The organism is Caulobacter sp. 17J80-11, assembly GCF_014349105.1.
Taxonomy (GTDB): Bacteria; Pseudomonadota; Alphaproteobacteria; order Caulobacterales; family Caulobacteraceae; genus 17J80-11.
Genome location: NZ_JACSJI010000008.1, coordinates 103,600 through 126,598, shown reverse-complemented (window position 1 = coordinate 126,598; position 22,999 = coordinate 103,600). Strand labels below are relative to the sequence as shown.

Sequence of the window (22,999 nt, the reverse complement as noted above, 5' to 3'; positions counted from 1 at the left end):
AGCCCACCTTGGCTGAGAAGCGCCTTTAGGCGCTGCTGCGCGGCGGACGGGGCGGCGGTCTGAAGTTCCGCCGGCAAGTCCCGCTCGGGCCGTACATCGCCGACTTCGCCTGCTTCGATCCCAGGCTGATCGTCGAGGCGGACGGGGCCGCGCACCAGAATTCCGAGTACGACGCCGCGCGCGACGCCTGGTTCGCGGCGAACTACTTCAAGGTGCTGCGGGTCCGGAAACGAGGACGTCTTCGAGCGTCCGGAGGCCGTGGCGGCCGCGATCCAGCGGATCACCGGCCGAACGTAGCGCGACCCCTCACCCTCCCACGCTGCGCGTGGGCCCCTCCCTCTCCCGCAAGGGGAGAGGGATCGATCAGGGCGATGAACTGTTCGGGCGTCATGCGGCCCGATGTGGAAGCAGACGCCGACAACCGGCCCGCCCGCGCCCCCTGGCTGCCGCTGGTGGTCATCGTGCTCGGGCAGCTGCAAATGGGCGTCAACGTCAGCGCCCTGCCGGTGTCGCTGGGGCCGCTGTCGGAGGACCTGGGCGCGCCGACCACCGCCGCCGCGACCGCCCTGCTGCTGTACTCGCTGTTCGTGGCCGCCTTCGTCATGCCCGGCGCGCAGATCGGCAAGCGGGTTGGCGAGCGGCGGCTGATGCAGGTCAGCCTGGCCGTGCACGGGGCGGCCATGGCGCTGATGGCGGTCAGCGGCGACGCGGCCATGATGAACCTGGCCCAGTCGATCGCCGGCGTGGCGGCCGCGGCCGCCGTGCCGACCCTGGTGGTGCTGATCGCCGCGCACTATCGCGGGCGACAGCAGGAGACGGCGCTGGGCGTGCTGGCGGTGATGCCGGCGGTGGCCAGCATCATCGCCTTCGCGCTGGCCGGCTGGCTGGCCACCGCCTTCAGCTGGCGCTGGTCGTACTGGCTGATGGTCGCCCTGGCGGTCGTGGTGCAGATCCTGAGCTTCCGGCTGAAGCCGATCGCGCGCCAGCCGGGCGTGCGGATCGACGGGGTCGGCGTGGCGCTCTCGGCCGCCGCCGTCGCGCTGGTCCTGGTCGGCTTCAACAACCTGCAGACCTGGGGCCTGCTGGCCGCCGAGCCGGCCGCGCCGGCAGCAGTGCTGGGGGTGTCGCCGGCGCCGATCCTGATCCTGCTGGGGATCGTGCTGGGGCAGGGGTTCTTCGCCTGGTCGAACCGGCGCGTGCGCGCGGGCGAGCAGCCCCTGCTGGCGATGGAGGTGCTGGACAGCCGCGAGGAGCAGAGCGCGGTGATCGCCTTCCTGGTCGCCGGCAGCCTGGGCCTGGCGGTGGGATTCCTGATCCCGCTGTACGTGCAGATCGTCCAGGGGCGCACGCCGCTGGCCTCGGCCGTGGCCATCCTGCCGTATTCGGCGGCCATAGCGGCGGCGGGGGTGCTGTCGGTGCGGCTGTACGACCGCTTCGCGCCGCGCGGGCTGGGGATCGCATCGTTCGTGGCGATCGCGATCGGTCTGGCCGTGGTGGCCTTCACCGTCGGCCGGGCCTGGAGCACGGTCCCGGTGGTGCTGGGCCTGCTGCTGGTGGGCGTGGGCGAGGGGACGCTGCTGACCTTGCTGTTCAACGTGCTGGTGTCGGCCTCGCCCAAGCGGCTGGCCGGCGACGTCGCCGCGCTCCGGGGCGTGGCCAACAACGTCTCCAACGCGCTGGGTGCGGCCTTCGCCAGCGTGGTGGCGGTGGCCCTGCTCAGCGTGTTCCTGGGCGCGGCGCTGGGCCGCTCGGACCTGCCGGCGCCGGTCCGGGCCCAGGTGGTGTCCGAGCAGGTCGGTTTCGTCACCTCCGACGAACTGAGGCGCGGGCTCGCCGCGACGCAGGCGACGCCGGATCAGACGGAGGCGGCGGTCGCGCTCAACCGGGAGGCCGGGGTGCGCGCCCTGCAGGGCTCGTTCCTGATCGTGGCGTTCGTCTCGCTGCTGTCGATCTTCCCGGCGGCGAAGCTGCCGAAGTACACGCCGGGCGAGCTGTCGGCGGAGGAGATGGTGCGGGAATCCCTCTCCCCTCCCTCTCCCGCAAGGGGAGAGGGATCGATGTAGCTCACCCCTCGGCCGGGCCGAACGCCGGCGGGCGCTTCTGCAGGCCGGCCATGATGGCTTCGCGCTGGTTCAGGCCGCCGATCAGGGCGGACTGTTCGCGCGCCTCGGCGGCCAGCACGCCGGCGGCGTCGAGGTCGAAGGCCTGGTTGAACAGGCGCTTGGCGGCGCGCACGGCGTCGGGGCTCTTCGCGGCGATCTCCGCGGCCAGCGCGCGGGCGCGCGCAAACGGGTCGTCGCCGACCCAGGTCGCCAGGCCCAACGCGGCGGCCTCGCTCCCGTCGACCACGCGGCCGGTGAAGACCAGCTCGCGGGCGACGTCGGCGCGGACCAGTTCGCGCAGCAGGGCGACGCCGGCCATGTCGGGCACCAGGCCCCACTTCACCTCCATGGCCGACAGCTTCGCGTCCGGCGCGACGCAGCGGACGTCGGCCCCCAGCGCGATCTGGAAGCCGGCGCCGAAGGCGGGGCCGTGGACGGCGGCGATCACCGGGACGGGCAGGGTGCGCCAGCCCCAGGCGGTCTGCTGCGGGGCGTTGGCCTGGCCGTGGGTGCGGGCCATCAGGCCGAGGTCGTCGCCGGCGGCCAGCGCGCCCATGGCTGTCATGTCCAGCCCGGCGCAGAAGCCGCGGCCTTCGCCGCACAGCACCACGGCGCGCACGTTTCGGTCCTCGCGCAGGCGGTCCTGGGCGGCGACGATGCCCGCGATCATGGCCGGGTCGACGGCGTTCAGCTTGTCCGGCCGGTTCAGCCGAACCTCGGCCACGCCGTCCTCGCCCAGGCTCACCCGAACGCGTTCGTTGATGGGCTGGGTCATGGCTTCGGGCGCGCGGCCTTCCGTGCGGCCAGCTTGGCCCGATAAAGATTGAGCGCGTCCCGCCCGGATCCGTCGATCACGACGCCTGGATACCTGGTCTCGTCGTCGCAGACATAGCGGGCGAACGCGTCGAGCTGGGGCTTGGAGGCGACGGGAGTCCAGTCTTCTTTGGTGTAGTTGCTGTCCACCATCCGAAAGTCGCTGTTGAAGAACATCGCCTGACGGGCGCGGGTCAGGCCGTTCTCGCAGTCGATTTCCAGGTAAGTCTGGACGATGTCGAATCCCTGTTTGGATCGTTCGCTCAAGACTTGGGAGTACCAGGCCCCGGGGAATCCGAGCGCCTCGTCGATTTCGGTGTCGACGAAGAAGGCAGACTGGTCGTCGGCGTAGAGGGCCTGAAGTTGCTTGGCCTCAGCTGACGTGGCCGCCGCCGCCAGGGCCAAGACGGCGAGCGTGAGCTTTTTCATGGATCTCTGCCCCCAGATGGTGCGCGAAAGCTTAGACAGCGGTCCGGACGCCGCCAAGCCCGGGGCCGGGCGCCTCACTCGCCTGCAATGGGCGACGGGCGGCGCTTGACGCCACATACATGCGCCAATATGCATATGCACCATGATGCATTCGGACGCCTTCGAGATTCTCGCCGACCCCACGCGCCGCCGCATCGTCGCCAGCCTGCGCGACGGCGAGCGCCAGGTCGGCGACATCGTGCGCGAGGCGGGCGTCCACCAGTCGGGGGTCTCGCGTCATCTGCGGATCCTGCACGAGGGCGGCTTCGTCTCGGTGCGGCCGGACGGGCAGCGGCGGCTGTATGCGCTGCGCCCCGAGCCGTTCCGCGATCTGGACGCCTGGCTTTCGGACTACCGACGTTTGTGGGAGGCGCGCCTCGACCGGTTCGGCGCGGCGCTGGAACAACGGCGCGCGGGCGCCGGGGAGCAAGAACCATGAACGACTGTCCTGCATCCGCGAACGTCCAGGCGCCCCAGGCGGCGGTGGTGATCGAGCGCAGCTATCGCGCGACGGTCGAGGAGCTGTGGGCGCTGTGGGCCACCAAGGACGGCTTCGAGTCCTGGTGGGGCCCGGAGGGCTTCCGCGTCGAGGTGCACGCGCTGGAGGCCCGGCAGGGCGGGGCGCTGGAATACGACATGATCGCCGACGCCCCCGAGGCGATCGCGGCCATGCGCAACATGGGCCAGCCGCTGTCGCACGCCACCCGCGGCGTCTACGCCGAGTTCCGGCCGCACGAGCGGCTGAGCCTGGTGCACGTGATCGACTTCGTCCCCGGCCAGGACCCCTACGAGACCACCATCGAGGTCGCGTTCAGCCAGGCGGGCGAACAGGCGCGGATGGTCGTGACCCTGCACCCGCACCTGGACCCGCACTGGACCAGGATGTCGGTGATGGGCTTCACCAGCCAGCTCGGCAAGCTGGACCGGCGGTTCGGGTGGAGCGGGTGATCCCGCGAAGGAGGACGAGGCCCCGTCGCGCCTTATCCGGCCTGGATCTCCCAGCTGAACGCGGGCCGGTCGGCCGATCGAAGTCCACCGAGCCGGTTGAAGCCCGCCGCTGCGCGGTGGCGCGCGCCGCTCGCCAGCCTTGAGTTCGAGCGTCCGACCGGCAGGTTCGCCGCTGGAGATCCAAGCCGGGCCGCCGGGTCGAACCCAGACCTCGACCTACGCCTCAGTGGAACCTCTCGCCCCGATCGAGCCGCGCGAGGATGTCGGCCATCCGCCTCGCCCGGGTCTCGGGCCTCTTGGCCGTCTGAAGGCGGTAGTAGATCGCGAAGAGGTTCTTGCGGTCCAGCGTATGGAAGAACGCCTTGGCCGCCGGGCTCGCCTCGAGCGCGTCGAGAAAGTCGTCGGGTATGCTCATCGCGGCCGAGCCCGCATAGGCGCTCTCCCATCGGCCGGCCGCCTTCGCGGCCTCCACCTGGGCCAGGCCCGCGGGCGCCATCCGCCCTTCGGAGATCAGTCGCGTCGCGTGTTCGCAGTTCTTCTTCGACCAGTTAGAGCCAGGCTTCCTGGGTGTGAGGCGCTGAAGATAGGACACGGCGTCGAGAGACTGCTTCTGACCGTCGATCCAGCCGAATGCGATCGCTTCGATCACGCAGTCGGACCAAGTCACCGACCGGGGCCCTGAGCCGGCCTTGTATATCCTGACCCACAACTCGCTGGCGCTGTCGTGGTGCTTGGCGAGCCACTCGCCGAGCTCGTCGGGAGCCTCGAACGACAGGAAAGCGCGGGTCATTTTGCTCATGCACCAAAGCGCCCTCAGTGGGGCGGCTCGTCACCAGACGCAGAGCCTAAGCGGTCGCTGGGGGGCGGCCAACATTCGATACGGGTTGGGAGGCGGACACCCCGCGCTGAGGGGGAGGTCTGTGCCCCGACCGCCTTGCCGACGCGCGATTGCGGCGGTAGCGCTGGGGGACGGAGGCGCTCATGACCGTCGTTCAGGCTCTGCTGGCCTTTGTCGCCGCGGCGACGCTTCTGACCGTCACGCCCGGGGTCGACACCGCCATGGTGCTGCGCTCTGCGGCCGGGGGCGGGGCGCGGCCGGCGGCGTTGGCGGCGCTGGGGATCTCGATCGGCTGCCTGGTCTGGGGCGCGCTGGTCTCGCTGGGGCTGGGCGCGCTGCTGGCGGCGTCGGGCGTGGTCTATACGGTGGTGAAGTGGGTCGGCGCGGCCTACCTGGCGTGGCTGGGCGTGAAGCTCTTGTGGAAGCCGCGCGAGGGGTTCGACCCGGCGCTGGGGGCGGCCGGCGGGGCCAGCCCGTGGCGTTCGCTGCGCCAGGGCTTTCTGACCAACATCCTCAATCCGAAGATCGGGGTGTTCTACATCACCTTCCTGCCGCAGTTCGTGCCGGCCGGCGCGGACGTGGCGGCCTTCTCCATGCTGCTGGCCTTCGTGCACGTGCTGATCGGCCTGCTCTGGTTCGCCGTGCTGATCGCCGCCACCGCGCCGGTCGGGCGGTGGCTTCGCCAGCCGCAGGTGACCCGGGCGCTGGACCGGGTGGTCGGCGGGGTGTTCCTGGCCTTCGGGGCGCGGCTGGCCCTGTCGAAGTAGCGGGCGAACCGCTACGCTCGCCGCGAATCCGGGGGGAGCTTCAGTGGTCGGTATCATCACTCGTCACGCACGGACCTTGCGCGGGGGCGCGCTGGCCGCCGTCGTGGTCGTCCTGTCGCCCGCCGCGGCGTTCGCCCAGAACCCGCCGATCACGTCGAGCGTGCCGGCCGACTACAACGCCGAGCTCTGCCTGCGCATCAATGCGGGCGGAGTGCTGGCCTCCACCGGCAAGGCGGACAAGGCCGCGGCCCTGCTGCTGAACGTCTGCGCGCCGCCGGTCGAGCGCGCCACCCTGCTGGAGTTCAACACCGCCCTGCTGGCCGAGGCCGGGGAGGCGGGCGCGGCGATCCGCGTCGACCCGGTCAGCGGCGAGCTGCGGCTGGCCGACGGGGCCGGTCCGGGCGCCGAACAGCGCCTGGCCGACCTGCGCGGCCGCGCGCCGGCGCAGTTGCCGACCTCCGCCCGCCTGCAGGCCTTCGCGCTGCAGGCGGTGAAGGACGCCAAACGGGGACGCTGAGTGGGGCTCCGCCCGCCCGGAAGAGGAAGCTGCCGTCTCACCGGCTGAGACGCGTGGGCATTCGGCCGGGGCGGGGCGCCTGCTAGCTGGACGGCCGGGGCGCGGCGAAGACCGGCGATGGCGCCGCCGCCGCGCGGGGGCGTAGTTGTGATCGCGTTTGAGTTCGAAGTGGACGTGCTGGTCCGGGGCTTTCTGGCGGCCCACGGCGGCCGGGCCCTGCAGGCGGCCGTGGGCGTGTGGCTGAAACAGACCGCGCCGGCGGCGCGCGGGGTGACGGAGGTGGTGGCGCTGCGCCTGCAGCGCGCGCCCGCCGGAGCCTACTGAGCGCGCAGCCAGTCCATGACCACGTCGTGGCGGACCTTGAGCGCCTGACCCTCAGGCGTGCCCAGCTCGCCGGGCGCGATGCCGTAGCGCTCGCGGAAGGCGCGGCTGAAGTGGGATTCGCTGGCGAAGCCGCAGTCGAAGCCGACGTCGGCGACCGTCGGGCTGGTCCCCTTGCGCTGCCGCAGGATCGCATAGGCCCGGGCCAGGCGCCGGCGCTGGATGCCGACAGCCACCCCGCCTGAAGACTCGAACGCCCGGTAGAGGGTGGCGCGCGACACGCCGAGGTGCGCGGCGATCAGGTCGGCGTTGAGATCGCGGTCCAGCAGGCGTTGATCGATCACCTCGATGGCCATGCGCCGCACCGTCCGATAGGCCGCCTGCGCCTCGTCCGGCGACATGGCCTGGGCGGCGCCGATCGAGCGGCGGGCCAGGACCAGGGCGGCGTCGATCGCCGCCAGGCCGTCGGCCGTGTCCAGCTCGTCGGCGACCTCGGCGATGGCGCGCAGGTGGGCGGCCAGCATGCGCCCGGCGGGCGTCGTGGCCTCGATGGCGTGGCCGTGCATGGCCCCGGCCAGCAGCCAGTCCGGCGCCACCTCGCGCGGGATCACCGTCATGATGGCGTCGACGTGCTCGGCCCGGGAGTTCGAGGGGCGCGAGAGGTCGCGGAAATGGATCGCGCCCCGGCCGGCGCGCAGGTCGCGCCCGTCGACGTCGCCGACCACCGCGCCGCCGTTGAGGAAGATGCTGACCCCGTCGAAGCCCGAGCGGCGCAGCTCGTGGGCCGAGCGGCGCATGGTCTGGCCGACCGAGGCGCCTATCCCGAACACGGTCGAACCGAACTGGTAGGAGGAGGCCTTGTTGAAGAAGCCGGCCGGGCCGCCGCCGAGGTCGGTGACCGCGTACAGGTCCGCCAGGCTGTCGCGGTAGGCGTCGATCGCGTCGGGATCGCTCGCCGAGGAGATGCTCCAGGCCAGCCGCGGCGGCCGTTCCACAAGCTTGTTAGGCGAACTCATGACCGCGTTTCACTTCGGGACGCGGCCACTAGAGCCTGCGTTGCGCCGCTTGTCGATGCGGCGAGCCCGAAAGGGGAAAGCCATGAACGCCGGTCGTCTCAGAGGTGAGATTGTGGGGCATTCGGGCGGCCAAGGCGGGGTGCTAACCGAGATGTCCTTGCAGGAGCGCAAGGGGTTTTGGTCGGCGTCTAGTCCGCAACTTTGGGGCGTGACGCGGCAAGCCTTGTCGTCTAGGGAGCATGCTTACGCGCCGGTACGCAAATTGCAGCGTGCGCGGCGCCGGGGGTCTCAGCGTTCCTCTCTGAATTCGATCCCGTCCGGGCCGTGGGTCCAGGCGTGATTTCGCATGGCCGAAAGAAATCGAGAAATCTTTATTTCGTATTCGTCCCGCGCGCGAACATTAACACTGTCCCATGTCGCGTCAGGTGCGTGTCTATACAAAATTGTATAGGCGCGGTTGTCGCTGCACGACTCTAGCTTGACCTTTGATTTAATTAGTCGTTAAGCGTGCGGCGGGGGAGCGGACTCGCTCTGCATGACGAATGGTCTTCGCCGGCGCCGTATTGGCGCGGGCGAGTACGCGCGTCCGCAGGCCGGCCCGAGCCGTGATCGCGCTGCAAACCCGTAGGGATCGGGGCGGCGCCTGGGGGCGAATACATGTCGAAGGTGAAGTCGGGTCGCGCGGCGCGCGGCGTCGTGTCGAAGCGGTCGGGTCTGCTGAACCGGATGCTGCTGGCCAGCGCCTCCATGGCGGTGCTGGGCGCCGCGGGCGCGGCCCACGCCCAGAGCCTGAGCACCACCTACGCCGGGGGCAACAACCAGGCCGGCAACCTGTTCGACATCCAGGCCAGCACCGACCTGCTCCTGACGGGGATCGACCAGAGCTTCCTCGCCTGGAATCCGGGCTGGACCTATTACGTCTACATCCGCCAGGGCGGGCTGACCGGCGATCTGTCCGAGTACACCCTGCTCGGGAGCGTCTCCGATCTCACGGTCAACCCGGAGGGGACGCCGACCCACATCCCGCTGACCCTGAACTACGGGCTGCTCGCCGGTCAGCGTTACGGGTTGTACCTGACCAGCGACGCCGGCAGCACCGGCGTGGTGTCCTACACCAACGGCTCGGCGGTGGGCGACATCGCGGCCCAGAACGACGACCTGACGATCTACCAGGGTTACGGCGTCGCGTCTCTGATGGCCGGCTTCTACCAGCCGCGGATCTGGAACGGCACGCTGTCCTACGCGCCGGCGCTGATGTGCGTGGACGCGACCGAGGACGACGACGTGTGCGCGATCGACGCCGCCACCACGGTGTTCGGCACGGGCGACGCCCTGGGCGGGACCGACACCCTTCAGCTGGGCGGGGCGGTCGACTTCAGCTTCAACGCCGACACGCTGGGCGTGAACCTGCTCAACTTCGAGAAGCTGTCGAAGACCGGGACGTCGACCGTGACCCTGACCGGCTCGGCCGAGATGCCGGTCGTCGTCGACGAGGGCGTGCTGGCGGTGGCCGGCACGGTCACCAGCAACAACGCCAACAGCCCCGCGGTGCTCGTCCAGGGCGGCGGCGCGCAGGTCCAGGTCCTGGCCGGGGGCATGGTCGACGGCGGCGCGTCCTCCGACGCGATCTATGTCTCGGGTGGCGTCGGCACGGTCACCAACGACGGCCAGATCCTCAGCCACGGAACCGGCGTGTTCATGGCCGGCGCGGGCTCGGTGACGAACCAGTCGCACGGCTCGATCTCCAGCGACATGAACGCCGTGGCGTTCGGCGGGACCGCCACGGTCACCAACGACGGGGCGATCACCAGCGCCTACGGCGCCGGGGTGTACCTGAACGCCGGCGGCACGGTCGACAACCGGTCGACCGGGCTGATCTCCGGCGCGACGGGCATCAATACGGCCGGCGGATCCCTGACGCTCACCAACGCCGGCACGATCACCGGGACCGGCGGCACGGCGGTGAAGGTCAACGGCGGCTCGATCACCAACCAGGCCGGCGGCCTGATACAGGGCGGCAACTCCGTCTTCAACAACGGCGCGGGCGCCCTGAGCGTCGACAACGCCGGGACGCTCAACGGCCAGGTGGCGACGGCCGGGACCGGCGTGCTGACCCTGGTCAACCGAGCGACCGGCGAGATCCACGGCCAGTACTCGGCGATCGACTCGCAGGGCGGGCGCATCGACGTCGACAACGCCGGCCTGATCCAGGGCGGCAGCTGGGGCGTGGTCGGGCGCAACGCCGGCGACGCGATCGACAACTCCGGCACGATCCGGGCGGGCTCGGACGGGGTGACCCTGGCCGGCGGCGGCGAGCTGACCAACAGCGGCGTGATCACCGGCGGCTATCGCGGCGTCGTGGGCACGAACACGGCGGTCGACAACCAGGCCGGCGGCTACATCGTCGGCGGCAGCTACGGCGTGGATCTCTACGGCGTCTCGAGCCTGGAGAACGCCGGCACGATCGCGGCCGGATCCTACACCGGCGAGGTCCTGACGCTCGGCGGCTACGACGGCGTGCGGATGGCGGGCGGCACGCTCACCAACCAGGCCGGCGGCGCGATCAAGAGCGGCGCCTACGCCGGCGTGTATTCGTACAGCGGCGCCGTCTCGATCACCAACGGCGGCGCGATCACCTCGAACACCGGCAACGGCGTCTACCTGCGCGGCTCCAGCATCGAGCTGACCAACCAGGCCGGCGGCACGATCTCCGGCGGCACCGGGGTGAACATCGGCAGCGTGGCCGCCGAGGTCACCAACGGCGGCGCCATCACCGCGACCGGCTGGGCCGTCTATCTCGAGCAGGGCGGCACGCTCGACAACCTGGACGGCGCGACCATCTCCGGCGGCGGCGGGGTGTGGAGCGGCGGCGCGGGCCTGACCCTGACCAACGACGGCCTGATCAGGGGCACGAACGGCAACGCGATCTTCCTGAACAGCGGCGCGGCCCAGATCACCAACGGCGGGACGCTGATCAGCACCAACCCGAACTATACGGGCGTCTTCGGCAACGGCGGCGGCACGCTGACCAACCTGGCGGGCGGGACCATCAGCGGCGGCTATGACGGCGTGCGGTTCGGCGGCTCGGCCACGGTCGACAACGCGGGCGACATCGTCAACGTGAACACCGGCCGTTACGCCGTGCTGCTGAACGGCGGGGGCTCCGTCACCAACCGCGAAGGCGGCTCGATCGCCGGCACGTTCCGGGGCGTGTATTTCGGCGCGACCGGCTCGGTGACCAACGACGGCACGATTTCGGCCGTGACCGACAACGCCGTGAGCTTCGCCGCCGCCGGCACGCTGACCAACTCCGCCACCGGGGTGATCACCTCGGCCGGGCGCAACAGCGGCGGCTGGGGCGTTTGGGGCAACGGGACCCTCAGCGTCGACAACGCCGGCCGGATCGACGGCGAGAGCGGCGTGGTGTTCACCGGCACGGGCGGCGTCACCAACCGCGCGGGCGGGGTGATCGACGGGCGGCTCTACGGCGTGCTGGCCTATCCGCAGGCCTCGACCGGGGCCGTGAGCGTGGACAACGCCGGCACGATCAGCGGCGGCACGGGCGTCGCGTTCGCGGCCGGCGGCTCGGTGCTGAACCGGGCCGGCGGCGAGATCGCAGGCGGCGCCGGCTACGGCGTGCTGGGCTCGGGCGGCGCTGAGCGGGTCGAGAACGCCGGCGACATCCACGGCGGCGTCGCGGCGCTGGACCTGGGCGGCGGAAACGACACGCTGGTGATGATCACCGGCGGCACGTTGGGCGGCTACGCCCTGGGCGGAGCCGGCACGGACGCCCTGATCCTGGGCGGGGCCGGCGAAGGCTCGCTGGACGTCAGCCTGCTGGGCGGGTTCGAAAGCCAGACCAAGATCGGCGACGGGTCGTGGACCCTGACCGGGACCCACGCCCAGGGGCTGAACTGGTCGATCGAGGCGGGCGTGCTGCGCGTCGCCGGCGGCGACGCGATCGGCGACGGGGCGACGGTCAGCGTCGCCGCCGACGCGACCTTCGCGCTGGACGCCGACGAGACGATCGCGGCGCTGGGCGGGACCGGCACGGTGCACCTGGGCGGCTCGACCCTGACGCTGGGCGGCGACGGCGCCGACAGCGTCTTCGATGGCGTGATCGTGGACGGCGGCCTGAGCTTCGTGGGCAGCTGGCGGGTGTCGGACGGCCCGAGCTGGGAGGAGAACCCGGCGGTCCTGAGCGGCCAGGAGGCGGCGGCCCTGCTGTTCGGCGGCCAGGGCGCGGACTATTCCATCTCAACCGTCTCGGACGATCCGAACCAGATCGACTACCGCGCCTGGATGGACGGCTGGGGGGACAGCCAGTACCTGTACGCGCCCGCGCCGCAGAACCTGCACGTCGACCAGGACGGCGAGGGCTACAACGATCCGGGCGGCGAGGGCTCGGCCTATTCGGCCTATGTTCTGGATCACCAGCAGGCCGGCGAAGGCCCGGTCAACTACGCCTTCCGCAACGAGTTCGGCTCGCTGGTGAAGACCGGCGCGGGCGTGCTGACCCTGAACGGGGCCAACACCTTCTCCGGCTCGGCCTACGTCCAGCAGGGCACGCTGCGCATCGGCGGCGACGAGCGTCTGTCCGACCAGCTCACCCTGTGGGTGGAGAGCGGCGCGACCTTCGACCTGCAGGGCTATGACGAGACGGTCAAGGAAGCGCGCCTGAAGGGCACGCTGGCCGGGACCGGCACCCTGACGGCGGCCGAGTACCAGCTGAACGGCGCGACCGTGGACGCCAACCTGGGCGAGGGCGTGATCTACACGGTCGGCGGCGTGTCGACCCTGAACGGCACGGCCGGCGCAGGCCAGGTCCACGTGGCGGCCGGGACGCTCGAACTGGGCGACGACGAGCGGCTGGACGACGCGGCCCTGGTCGCGGTCATGGCCGAGGCCACGCTCGACCTGGGCGGCTTCGACGAGACGGTCGAGCGGCTGCAGCTGAACGGGACCCTGGCCGGGACCGGCACGCTGAGCGCCGAGGAGTACTGGCTGCTGGGCGGTACGGTCGACGCCAACCTGGGCGAAGGCGTGCTGCTGCAGTTCGAGGGCGAGAGCCTGCTGAACGGCCTGGCCGGCGCGGACCTGACGGAGCTGGTCGGCGGCAGCCTGACGCTGGGCGCCTCCGAGCGGTTCGACGACGCCGCCCTGGTGCAGGTCGACGAGGACGCGACCTGGGCGCTCGACGGCTGGGACGAGACCATCGACCAGCTGTGGGGCGAGGGCGTCGTGGACCTGGGCGAGGGCGGAAGCCTGACGCTCGGCTGGGACGACGGAAGCTCGACCTTCGCGGGCAGCTTCACCGGCGAAGGCACGGTCACCAAGACCGGTGACGGCGCCTTCACCCTGGTGGGCGAGCACGACTTCGCCGGCGCGCTGGTGGTCGAGGGCGGCCAGGTGCGCATGGCCGCGATCCTGGCCGGCGACCTGCACGTCAACGGCGGCCTGCTGGCCGGCGTGGGCGAGATCGGCGGCGAGCTGAAGATCACCGGCGGCACGGTCTCGCCGGGCGGCGCGATCGGCACGGGCCCGGCCCGTTCGACCCCGGCCGCGGACCTGGGCGTGTTCTTCACCAACACCCTGACGGTGAGCGGCGGCACGCTGAACTTCGGCTTCGCCGGCGCGGACCTCGACTACGCCAGCGACCACATCGTGGCCGACGGCGCGATCCGGTTGTCGGGCGGCGTCATGGACCTGCATCCGGTCTCGGCGCTCGACCAGTACGGCTTCAACCAGCAATACCTGCTGATCGAGGGCGCCAGCCTGACCGGGGAATTCGCCAACCTGAGCGGCGACTTCACCGCCAACGCCTACGAGGGCCAGCTCTTCCAGCGCCTGCGCTACGACGTGGTGCCGGGCGGGGTGGTGCTGGAAGTCCGGCGCATGGTCGACTGGTCGGAGTTCGACCCGACCCTGCAGGGCCCGGTCGGCGAAGCGCTGACGGGCACCCAGCTGAAGGGCTCCGACGAGTGGGCCGGGGTGCTGAACACCCTGCTGGACCTGACGCCGGAAGAGCGTCATGCGGCGCTCGAGGACATGAGCGGCGAGGGCGTGGCCAACGTCTCCGCCTCGACCCTGGCCTTCGGCGACCGCTTCCAGAGCGTCATGCAGGGCCACATGAACGCGGGCGGCGGCGCCGGGGCCGGGGCCGGCGGCGGCACGGCCTTCGCGGCCCTGCCGTTCGGCCAGGGCGCGCGGTCGGACGTGATGGGCGGCATGCTGGGCGTGGCCGAGGCCGGGCTGGACAACCGTCCGGGCGGCTGGGCGGAAGCCTTCGTGGTCGACTCCACCCTGAAGGGCGAGGGCGGCGCGGCCGACGCGGGCGCCCGCGGCGGCGGCTTCGCGACCGGCGCGGACTTCCAGGTCGCCCCGTCCTGGCGGGTCGGCTTCGCGCTGGGCTTCAGCGACATGCAGGGCGACACGACCGACCGGTCGACCGCCAGCGAGGGCCGCTTCTGGCACGCGGGGGCGTACGCCTCGTACTCGGACGGCCCGTGGTACGGCGGGGCGGCGTTCAGCCGTCTGACCGGCGATCTCGACGTCGACCGCCAGATCGGCCTGGGTCCGCTGACCCTGGACGTGGCGGGCAGCACCAGCGTGTCGGCGACCAACGTGTCGATCAACGCCGGCCGGCGCTTCCAGCTGAGCGAGGCGACCGAGCTGCGCGTCGGCGTCAGCGGCACCGGCTCGAAGGTGCAGCAGGACGGCTACACCGAAACCGGCGCGGGCGGCCTGTCGCTGAACGTGGGCGAGATCGAGCGCAAGCTGTTCGTCGGCGAGATCGGCGCGCGCGTCACCCGCGACTTCGACCACGGCCGGCTGAAGCCTTATGTCGGCGCGGGCGCGGCCTTCGCCGGCGGCGACCTGGAGAGCCTGGCCAACGTCGGCTTCTCCGGCGCGCCGACCGGCACCGGGACCTTCGTGGTCCAGGGCGCCGAGCTGCCGTCGGAGTGGGCCCGCCTGGAGGCCGGCGTGGCCTTCAAGCCGCGGGAGAACGTCTGGCTGCAGGTCGGCTACGACGGTTCGCTGGCCGAACGCCTGCAGGAGCACCGCGGGACGGTGAAGGTGTCGTTCAAGTGGTGACGGTCCGCGCCTGACGGCGCAGGTGACGAAAAGGCGAGGGGGCGGTCGCGAGGCCGCCCCCTTTGCTTTGGCGGTCAGCGCCGGCGCACGATGTAGGTGAGCAGGGCGCCGGCCGCGAGGACCAGCACCAGCACGACCAGAGCGCCGATCAGGCCCATGGCGCCCATCTGGTCGCCCATCATTCCGTGCATGCCCATGCCGTGGCTCGTCCGCTGAAATCGTTTCCGATTCAAATCCAACGCGCCGGGGGGCGGTTTGTTTGTAGAAACCGACGCCGGTCGTGCCGGGTTTGCCGTAATCGAATGTACGCGCCCGGGCGAACACCTCGACCGTGCTGGTCCGGTTTCTCGCCTAGCCTTGCAGGGAGGCCGCCGTGCGGAGAGCTCTACTTGGGTGTGCTGCGGCGCTGGCCATGGGCGCCGCCGGAGCCGCGGCCGCCCCGGCCCACGCCCAGGCCGCGCGGCCGAACGTGGTGTTCATCCTGGCCGACAACGTCGGCTACGGCGACATGGGCGCTTACGGCGGCGGCGAGCTGCGCGGGGCGCCGACGCCCCGGACCGACCAGATGGCGCGCGAGGGGCTGCGCCTGACCCAGTTCCTGGTCGAGCCGGCCTGCACGCCCTCGCGCGCGGCCCTGATGACCGGGCAGTATTCGATCCGCAACGGCCTGTCGCTGATCATCGTGCCGGGCACGCCGGCCACCCTGTCGGGCAAGGCCTTCACCATGGGCGACATGTTCCACGCCGCCGGCTACGCCACGGCCATCTACGGGAAGTGGCACCTGGGGAGCGAGCCGCAGAGCCTGCCCACCGCGCACGGATTCGACGAGTTCTACGGCATCCCGCCGGACACCTCCTGGGACTCGGCCGCCTACGTCGACACCATCGAGATGACCCACTCGATCGAGGCGCCGCCCGGGGCGTTGCTCGCCAAAGGACCGCATGTCGTCGAGGCGACGGCGGGAAGCGCGCTGCGGCAGGTGAAGCCCTACACCCTGGCGGTGCGCGCCGAGATCGACAACGAGCTGACCGCCAAGTCGATCGACTTCATCAAGCGCCAGCACGCGGCCGGCAAGCCGTTCTTCCTCTACCTGCCGTTCTCGATGGCCCACTTCCCCAACCGCCCGTCCAAGGAGTTCGAAGGCAAGTCGCGCATCGGCAATTACGGCGACAAGCTGATGGAGGGCGACTTCCACGTCGGCCAGGTGCTCGACACGATCAAGCAGCTCGGCATCGACAACGACACCCTCGTCATCTTCTGCTCCGACAACGGGCCCAGCGCCTACATGGCCCACGAGTTCGGCAACCTGGGCTCGACGGACTTCGGCAACAGCGGCCCGTTTCGCGGCGAGCTGGGGGAGGTGACGGAAGGCTCCGTCCGCACCTTCGCCTTCATCCGCTGGCCGGGGCACGTCGCGGCCAACACCACCTCCAACGCCATGTTCTCGATCATGGACTTCCTGCCGACCCTGGCCGGCGTCGCCGGCGGCAAGATGCCGACCGACCGGCCGATCGACGGCGTCGACCAGAGCGACGTGCTGTTCGGGCGCAGCGCCACGGGCCGCCGCGAAGGTCTGCTGAGCTTCATCGGGCCGGACCTGGTCGCCGCGCGTTGGAAGCAGTGGCGGGTCTATTTCACCGACATCTACCCGACGGGCGTCGGGCCGCAGCGCGCGCCGGGCCTGGGATCGGCCAGCGCCCCGATGGCCGGCTATCCGAAGGTCTTCAACATCGAGATGGACCCGCACGAGGACCGCAACGTCGGCGCGGTGTTCGGCTGGTCCGCCGAAGGCCCGCTGAAGGAGGTCGAGGCCTACGAGAAGTCGCTCAAGGGCCACCCCAACCCGCCGGCGCCGAACATCACGGTCTTCCGCGGGGAGTGAGCGGCCTCAGCCGGCGCGCTTCCCGGTCGGGAAAAGGGCGACGATGTTGATGCGGATGCCCCAGTCGGGCCCGTTCGGCGGCTTGTCGACGTAGTAGCGCAAGCCGAGCTGAGCCTGGACCGGGAAGGGGATCCCGCCGCCCGGCGTGGGCTTGAGCATCTGCGCCACCATCAGGTTGATCGGCGCGGTCCACTGCTCGGCTTCCCAGTCGTAGGTGCTTTCGGTGTTGAGGGTGAAGCTGGTGGCTTTGGCCGTGGTGTAGTTCAGGAAGGGCTGCAGGAAGAGGGCGTTGACGTCCGGGTGGTTGCCGGCGCCGTTGATCGACCAGACCTGGTTGGCCAGCATGCCGTAGGTCCAGGGGCCCTGCTGGCGCAGCACCACGGCGGTGGGGCCCGCGCCCCACTGGTTCGAGCCGAGCCCGTCGGTGGCCGTGGGCAGCAGGAAGATCGGGCCGACGCCCCAGATCCAGCCGTTGGTCGGATTCTTGGGCGAGAAGAACAGGCTGGCGCTGGTGTCGCCGAAGCCGCTCTGGTCCTGGCCGTTCGCGGTGACGTCCTGCTGGTCGATCACCGGCACGATGGTGCGCGAGATCAGGTTCCAGTCGCGGCTGATCGAGACCGGGATCACCGGCTGGAAGTTCAGCTTGTACTGGAAGCCGTCGCCGCTCGGGCCGAGGTCCCAGTCCCAGTTGTTCTGGAAGGGCACGCTGATCAGGTCGGAGACCGGATTGGCCAGCTTCTTGGCCAGCTCCGCCGCGCTGGCGTCGGGCGCCTGGGCGCGGGCCGCGTGGGCGGCGGCGGCCGCCAGGGCCAGGGAGATCGCCAGCCAGCCTGACTTCATGTCCTTGCTCCGCTTGCGCGGCGAGCCAACCCGCGACCGGCGAAGCCTGTTCCGGGGCGGGCCGGCTCAGCCGCCGGCCGGGCCGGGGGACGCTGTCCCACGGCCCAGCTTCGCAACCCCGCGTGGCGACCGCCGGTTTGGCGCCCGGTACCGGACCGAGGGCGGCAGCATGTTCCTGACCGTCGACGTCCCGATCTCGGCGCTGGCCAAGGCCGAGGCGGCCAAGAGGAAAACGCCATGAAACTGTGCAAGCGCCTGCTCGCCTGTGGGACCGCCCTGGTCGGCGCGGCGGTGCTGTCCGCCCTGCCGGCGCCGGCGGCGGCGCAGCAGCAGAAGCCCAACGTGGTGTTCATCCTGGTGGACAACGTCGGCTGGGGCAATTTCGGCGTGTACGGCGGCACGGTGCCCACGCCGAACATCGACCGGCTGGCCCGCGAGGGCGTCCGCTTCAACAACTACAACGTCGAGGTCCAGTGCACGCCGTCGCGTTCAGCGATCCTGACCGGGCGCCATCCGGTCCGCTCGGGAACCTACAAGGTCCCGTTGCCCGGGGAGGGCAAGGGCGGGCTGGCGCCGTGGGAGTACACCATCGCCGAACTGCTGTCCGCCGACGGCTACAGCACCGCGCTGTTCGGCAAGTGGCACTGCGGCGACACGCAAGGACGGCTGCCGAACGACCAGGGCTTCGACGAGTGGTGGGGCATCGAGAACAGCTGGGACGAGGCGGGCTACACCGCCTGGCCGCTGTTCAAGGAGACCGGCCAGCCGACGCCGATGATCTGGGAGGGCGTGAAGGGCCAGCCGTCCAGGCCGGTGATGCCGCTGGACCTGAAGGTGCGGCCGATCGTGGACGAGAAGTACATCATCCCCAAGACGGTCGAGTACATCAGGCGCGAAGCGGCGGCGAAGAAGCCCTTCTTCGTCTACGTGGGCTACTCCGAGGTGCACCCGCCGGTGATGTCCAACCCGAATTTCGCCGGCAAGTCCACCGAGCGCAGCGGGGAGTTCGCCGACGTCATCGCCGAGATGGACTACCGGGTCGGCCAGGTCATGGACGCCGTCAAGGCCGCGGGCGTCGAGGACAACACGATCTTTATCTTCAGCAGCGACAACGCGGGCGGAGGGGCGGTCCCGCAAGTCGGGCCGGGCTCGAACGGGCCGTTCCGCGGCAATTTCTTCAACACGCCGTTCGAGGGAAGCATGCGGGTGCCGGCCATCGTCCGCTGGCCCGGTAAGGTCCCGGCCGGCGTGGTCACGGAGCAGATGCTGGCCGCCGTGGACTGGCTGCCGACAGTGGCCGGAATGGTGGGGGCGCCCGGCCTCGTGCCCAGGGACCGCCCGATCGACGGCGTTGACGCGTCGCCCTTCATGCTGGGCAAGAGCGATAAGACCGGCCGCGACAGCTACATGTTCTTCGGCGCGGACGGCGAGCTGATGTCGATCAAGTGGAAGTTCTGGAAGACGGTCTTCCGCTACACGGCCGATAGCCCGGCCGTCGAGAGCCCCTACCTCCGGCCGGCGTTTCCCCTGATGTACAACCTGAGCAGCGATCCGCACGAGGACAACAATCTATTCTATACCGATTTCACCACTGCATGGGTTCTGGCCCCGAATCTCAAGCTCATCGAAGGGTATGAGCGGAGCGTGAAGCAATACCCGAACATCAAGGTCGGCGAGGACTTCACCGGGTATAATAAATAAGCGCCGGATCGCGCCGCGCCCAAACGGCCAGCTTCGCCGGTGGCGGCCGCCAGCGGTCGAGGCATGCCTGCGACGATCCGTTCGGCCTGGGCGTCTGGACCGCGCCCGGGGCGCCGCTATCCTCGCCGCGATTCCGGGAGGGGACCCCCATGAAGTCGATTGTTTTAGCGCTCGCGCTGGCGCTGACCGCGGGCGCGTCCGCCCAAGCTGCGCCGGCGCCGGCCGAGCCGAGCCAGGCCGCCATCGACAAGGCGCAAGGCCTGCTGAACCAGGCCCAGGCGCTGCAGGCGAAGGGCGACCTGGCCGGGGCGCTGAAGCTGGTCGGCGAGGCGGCCCTGGCCGTCGACAACCCCGATCTGATGCACAAGCTGGGGCACATGTATCAGACGGCCGACGCCCAGAAGGCGGTCCCCGACCACCTCGCCCAGTCGCTGCGCTGGTTCAAGCTGGCGGCCGACCGGAACCAGGCGGACTCGCTGGCCCACTACGGCCAGGCCCTGATCGACGGCGCGGGCGTGAAGCGCGACCACGCCGAGGGCGTGCGCATGCTGCTGGACGCCCGCGAGGGCGGCTATCACGGCGCCTACGCGGCGCTGGAGAAGATCGCCGAGACCCAGAAGCTGGCGGTGGAGTGCGCGGTCGCCATGGCCGCGCGCAAGGGCTACGAGCCGGCCAAGCAGGAAGAGCTGGTCATGGGCCGGGCCACCAAGTGGTACCTGGTGCGGTCGGGGGCCGGCGACAGGCGCCGCGGCGACACCCTGAGCATCTACGGCGCGCGCGACCGCGGGGTGTCCGAGTCGTCCGCCTACACCGAGTTGCTGCTGTCGACGGGCGGCTTCACCCGCATGGAGACGGTGGTGATCCCGGTCGGCTCGGACCGCGAGTTCCGCTACGACCAGCCCGCCGACTACGTCGACGCCAGCGCCCAGGGCGAGCGCGACGCCGCCGAGATCCTGGCCGCCTGCAAGCGCTGAGGCGTCAGCCGCCGGCGGCCGCCTTGGGCCGGGGGCCGCTCAGCGGCACGCTCAGGGTCAGGAAGCCGGCCCAGCCCTCCAGCCGGTGTTCGGCGGCGAACTCCCAGTAGGCGCGCGCGTTCAGCGCCGCCTGGCGGCCGTTGACGCTGAACAGGTAGCCGACCTCGGGGCCGACGGCGGCCACGCTGGACTTGAACGCGCCCACCCGGTCGCCTGAGCCGCTGTCGTCGGTCAGCTGCTGGTACCAGTAGCCGGCCAGGCCGACATAGACCTGCTGGTTCAGGAACTGCGAGGCGGCCCAGTCGAGGTGGAAATCGACGCCGCTCTTATAGTCGGTCTGCGGATTTTCGAAGTTGTAGGTGAGCCCTGCCGTGGCCGAGAACTCCCGCCCCGACTTCGGATCGAGGTAGGTGTAGGCGCCGCCGCCGTCGACGGCCGCGTGGCCGAGGCCGATGTTGGCCAGCCGGTCGGGATCGTACGCGCCGACCGGAAGGTCGCCGGTCAGGTAGGCCATCCAGTTGTTGACGCCCTTGTTCCAGGTCACCGAGGCGAGCGGATAGAGGTCGCCGAACCCCCAGACGGAGTCGTCGCGCCGGCCGGTCAGCTCGTCGCCGTTCGGGCGCGCGACCCGGATGTCGCCCGAGACGCTGTTCCACGCGTACATGCCGGTCATGGACAGGGCGAGCTGGCCGCCGCCGAGCACCTTGCCCTCGGGCGCGTAGAGGGCGGTGACGAGCTGGGCGACGAGGTCGCCGTCGACGTCGGCGACGATGGATCCGCCGATCGGAAAGCTCCGCTCGTGGCCGGCGTCGCCGCTGTAAACGTAGGTGTCGCCTCCCAGGTAGAAGCCGGGCGGCGGGGGCACGGCCGCGTCGCTGGCGTACTGGCCGGGCAGCCAGAAGCTGACCCCGCCCTCGTCGGCGCGGGCGGGGGCGGCGAGGGCGGCCAGCGCCGCGGCCAGGACGGCGGCGAGGAGCGGAGCGGGTTTGCGGGACGCACGCATGGCCTGGCCTGCACCTGTTGAGCCGATGCTGAGCAACATTCCTCGAGCGGGGGTGTTCCTGGGGCCTCTTCCCCTCTCCCGGTCGGGAGAGGGCGGGGCCCACGCGCCGCAAGGCGCGTGGGAGGGTGAGGGATACGGGAGGGGGCAGGGCGGGGCGCCAAGGCCGCTCGGGTCCGTAACCCCTCATCCTCCCACGCTGCGAAGCAGCGTGGGCCCCTCCTTCTCCCTCCGGGAGAAGGGTCAGGAACGGTTGGGGCGGAGGCCGGTTGACCGCCCGCGGCCGAGGCCGCGTCTGTACTTCTCGTTCGCTTGGAGGACGGAGGGCTTCGTTCGGCGGAGCGCGGGGCGAAGCCCTCCGGACAGGCTTAATGCGTGTTCACCAAACGGTTCGCGTATAACATGGATAATGCAAATTAAGCCTTTGCTTTCGCACTCGATTTAACACGCGGGCGTAGCCTCGACGGAGCAGGTGATTCTCTCCGGGGGCGCGTGGTGATGCGGAACTTCCTTCGACGGTTCAGGTCCGAGGGCGGCAACGTCGCCCTGCTGTTCGCTCTGACGCTGCCGCTGGTGGCCGGCGGGGCGGGGCTGGGGATCGAAACGACCTACTGGTATTTCAAGGACCTGGAGCTGCAGGCGGCGTCCGACGCGGCGGCCTATGCGGCGGCCATCGACAAGCGGGCCGGCGCCAGCGACGCCGAGATCGCCGCCACGGCCAAGCGCGAGGCGGTGGCAAACGGCTTCACCATCGCCGGCGGCACGGTGGTGGTGAACACCCCGCCGAGCTCGGGCAAGTTCGCCGGCAGCCCGGACGCGGTGGAGGTGCAGCTGCGCTCGCCGGTGCAGCGGTTCTTCACCAAGGTGTTCAGCAAGTCCAAGGTGGAGGCGCGGGCCCGCTCGGTGGCGGTGTTCCAGACCGCGGCCAGCGCCTGCGTGCTGGCCCTGCACCCCTCGGCCTCCGGCGCGGCCAAGTTCTCCGGCAGCTCCAGCCTGACGCTGAACGGCTGCAGCGTCATGACCAATTCGGTGGCGGCCGACGCCACCATCACCCAGGGCTCGAACAGCCTGAAGACCACCTGCCTGATCTCGGTCGGCGGCGTGGCCCTGTCGGGGGCCAACCTGACCATGACCGAGTGCGACGCGCCCGTGACCCAGGCGCCCCCGGTCGCCGACCCGTACCGCAACGTGCCCGAACCCTCCGCCTCCGGTCCGTGCAAGCCGGACGTGGGCGCCACGCGCACGCCGGGCATCTACTGCAGCGGCATGAGCCTGAGCGGCACCGTGAACCTGCAGCCGGGCGTCTACGTGGTCACCGGCGGCAACCTGAAGATCAACGCCAACACCAAGGTGATGGGCGAGGGGGTGACGATCTTCTTCAACGGCTCGTCCTCCCCGCAGATCAACGGTTCGGCCACCATCCAGGTGAGCGCGCCGACCTCGGGGCCCTATTCGGGCGTGCTGTTCATGGGCGACCGCGAGAGCACGGCCGGGCGGGCGACCTTCAACGGCACGGCCGACTCCAAGATGACCGGAGCGATCTACTTCGCCAACAACGCGGTCGAGTACCTCGGCGACTTCGAGGGCGAGAACGGCTGCACCCAGGTGGTGGCGCGCACGGTCGAGTGGAACGGCAACGCCACCTTCAACGCCGACTGCACCGACAAGGGCATGAGCGCCCTGCCGGCCATGAAGCTCGTCAAACTCGCGGAATAGG

At 70.7% G+C, this 22,999-nt stretch carries 18 protein-coding genes and 1 pseudogene; 12 read left to right on the top strand and 7 right to left on the bottom strand.

The genetic code is table 11. The features are described from left to right. Positions 1–32: 32 nt before the first annotated feature. Positions 33–167, top strand: a pseudogene (locus H8B08_RS19565) (DUF559 domain-containing protein); the annotation flags it as partial. 234 nt (positions 168–401) lie between these two features. Beyond that, positions 402–2,063, top strand: coding sequence for an MFS transporter (locus tag H8B08_RS10440; protein WP_187450132.1), 1,662 nt, complete (start codon positions 402–404; stop codon positions 2,061–2,063). A 1-nt stretch (position 2,064) separates the two neighbouring features. Here the strand turns inward: H8B08_RS10440 and H8B08_RS10435 are convergent, their stop codons facing one another. Both H8B08_RS10435 and H8B08_RS10430 read right to left on the bottom strand, forming a co-directional pair. Continuing rightward, entirely contained in the window at positions 2,065–2,877 is an 813-nt protein-coding gene (locus H8B08_RS10435; protein WP_187450131.1) for a crotonase/enoyl-CoA hydratase family protein, read from the bottom strand. After that, positions 2,874–3,344 (bottom strand): hypothetical protein, encoded by a 471-nt coding sequence (locus H8B08_RS10430; protein WP_187450130.1) that lies wholly within the window; start codon positions 3,342–3,344, stop codon positions 2,874–2,876. Before H8B08_RS10430 ends, H8B08_RS10435 begins: the two co-directional genes overlap by 4 nt. 142 nt (positions 3,345–3,486) lie before the next feature. On the opposite strand from H8B08_RS10430, the gene H8B08_RS10425 reads away from it, so the two are divergent. Both H8B08_RS10425 and H8B08_RS10420 read left to right on the top strand, forming a co-directional pair. Beyond that, positions 3,487–3,822, top strand: a complete 336-nt coding sequence (locus tag H8B08_RS10425; RefSeq protein ID WP_222934407.1) for a helix-turn-helix transcriptional regulator — start codon at positions 3,487–3,489, stop codon at positions 3,820–3,822. After that, entirely contained in the window at positions 3,819–4,331 is a 513-nt protein-coding gene (locus H8B08_RS10420) for an SRPBCC domain-containing protein (RefSeq protein WP_187450129.1), read from the top strand. The genes H8B08_RS10425 and H8B08_RS10420 overlap by 4 nt, the downstream gene beginning before the upstream one ends. Positions 4,332–4,554: 223 nt before the next feature. On the opposite strand, the gene H8B08_RS10415 is transcribed toward H8B08_RS10420, so the two are convergent. Further along, on the bottom strand, positions 4,555–5,130 hold the full coding sequence (locus tag H8B08_RS10415) for a YdeI family protein (RefSeq protein WP_187450128.1): 576 nt from the start codon (positions 5,128–5,130) through the stop codon (positions 4,555–4,557). 182 nt (positions 5,131–5,312) lie between these two features. Here H8B08_RS10415 and H8B08_RS10410 point away from each other — a divergent pair, with 182 nt between their 5' ends. The 3 genes from H8B08_RS10410 to H8B08_RS10400 all read left to right on the top strand — a co-directional run bounded on the left by H8B08_RS10410 (position 5,313) and on the right by H8B08_RS10400 (position 6,777). Then, complete coding sequence (locus tag H8B08_RS10410; protein ID WP_187450127.1) at positions 5,313–5,936, top strand: LysE family translocator; 624 nt, start codon at positions 5,313–5,315, stop codon at positions 5,934–5,936. Between the two features lie 43 nt (positions 5,937–5,979). Further along, positions 5,980–6,453, top strand: a complete 474-nt coding sequence (locus tag H8B08_RS10405) for a hypothetical protein (RefSeq protein ID WP_187450126.1) — start codon at positions 5,980–5,982, stop codon at positions 6,451–6,453. A 147-nt stretch (positions 6,454–6,600) separates the two neighbouring features. After that, a complete protein-coding gene (locus H8B08_RS10400) occupies positions 6,601–6,777 on the top strand; it encodes a hypothetical protein (RefSeq protein ID WP_187450125.1) in 177 nt (58 codons plus the stop codon). Here the strand turns inward: H8B08_RS10400 and H8B08_RS10395 are convergent. After that, on the bottom strand, positions 6,771–7,790 hold the full coding sequence (locus H8B08_RS10395; RefSeq protein WP_187450124.1) for an AraC family transcriptional regulator: 1,020 nt from the start codon (positions 7,788–7,790) through the stop codon (positions 6,771–6,773). The two genes, H8B08_RS10400 and H8B08_RS10395, sit on opposite strands and share 7 nt — an antisense overlap. 657 nt (positions 7,791–8,447) lie before the next feature. On the opposite strand from H8B08_RS10395, the gene H8B08_RS10390 reads away from it, so the two are divergent. After that, on the top strand, positions 8,448–14,885 hold the full coding sequence (locus H8B08_RS10390; protein WP_187450123.1) for an autotransporter-associated beta strand repeat-containing protein: 6,438 nt from the start codon (positions 8,448–8,450) through the stop codon (positions 14,883–14,885). Between the two features lie 74 nt (positions 14,886–14,959). On the opposite strand, the gene H8B08_RS19210 is transcribed toward H8B08_RS10390, so the two are convergent. Beyond that, complete coding sequence (locus H8B08_RS19210) at positions 14,960–15,082, bottom strand: hypothetical protein (RefSeq protein WP_255500766.1); 123 nt, start codon at positions 15,080–15,082, stop codon at positions 14,960–14,962. A gap of 215 nt (positions 15,083–15,297) precedes the next feature. On the opposite strand from H8B08_RS19210, the gene H8B08_RS10385 reads away from it, so the two are divergent. Further along, a complete protein-coding gene (locus tag H8B08_RS10385) occupies positions 15,298–16,767 on the top strand; it encodes an arylsulfatase (RefSeq protein WP_187450122.1) in 1,470 nt (489 codons plus the stop codon). Between the two features lie 6 nt (positions 16,768–16,773). Here H8B08_RS10385 and H8B08_RS10380 read toward each other — a convergent pair whose 3' ends face one another. Next, positions 16,774–17,607 carry a hypothetical protein gene (locus H8B08_RS10380; RefSeq protein ID WP_222934406.1) on the bottom strand — a complete coding sequence of 278 codons (834 nt, stop codon included), beginning with the start codon at positions 17,605–17,607 and terminating at the stop codon, positions 16,774–16,776. A gap of 237 nt (positions 17,608–17,844) precedes the next feature. Between H8B08_RS10380 and H8B08_RS10375 the strand changes: the two genes are divergently transcribed. After that, positions 17,845–19,308: an arylsulfatase gene (locus H8B08_RS10375; RefSeq protein WP_187450121.1), complete on the top strand. Its 1,464-nt coding sequence runs from the start codon at positions 17,845–17,847 to the stop codon at positions 19,306–19,308. A gap of 149 nt (positions 19,309–19,457) precedes the next feature. After that, the gene (locus tag H8B08_RS10370) at positions 19,458–20,282 is read left to right on the top strand and encodes a sel1 repeat family protein (RefSeq protein ID WP_187450120.1); all 825 of its coding nucleotides are present in this window, start codon (positions 19,458–19,460) and stop codon (positions 20,280–20,282) included. A 4-nt stretch (positions 20,283–20,286) separates the two neighbouring features. Here H8B08_RS10370 and H8B08_RS10365 read toward each other — a convergent pair whose 3' ends face one another. Beyond that, positions 20,287–21,285: a transporter gene (locus H8B08_RS10365; RefSeq protein WP_187450119.1), complete on the bottom strand. Its 999-nt coding sequence runs from the start codon at positions 21,283–21,285 to the stop codon at positions 20,287–20,289. A gap of 495 nt (positions 21,286–21,780) precedes the next feature. On the opposite strand from H8B08_RS10365, the gene H8B08_RS10360 reads away from it, so the two are divergent. Next, positions 21,781–22,998 (top strand): pilus assembly protein TadG-related protein, encoded by a 1,218-nt coding sequence (locus H8B08_RS10360; RefSeq protein ID WP_187450118.1) that lies wholly within the window; start codon positions 21,781–21,783, stop codon positions 22,996–22,998. The last annotated feature ends 1 nt before the right edge of the window (position 22,999 follow it).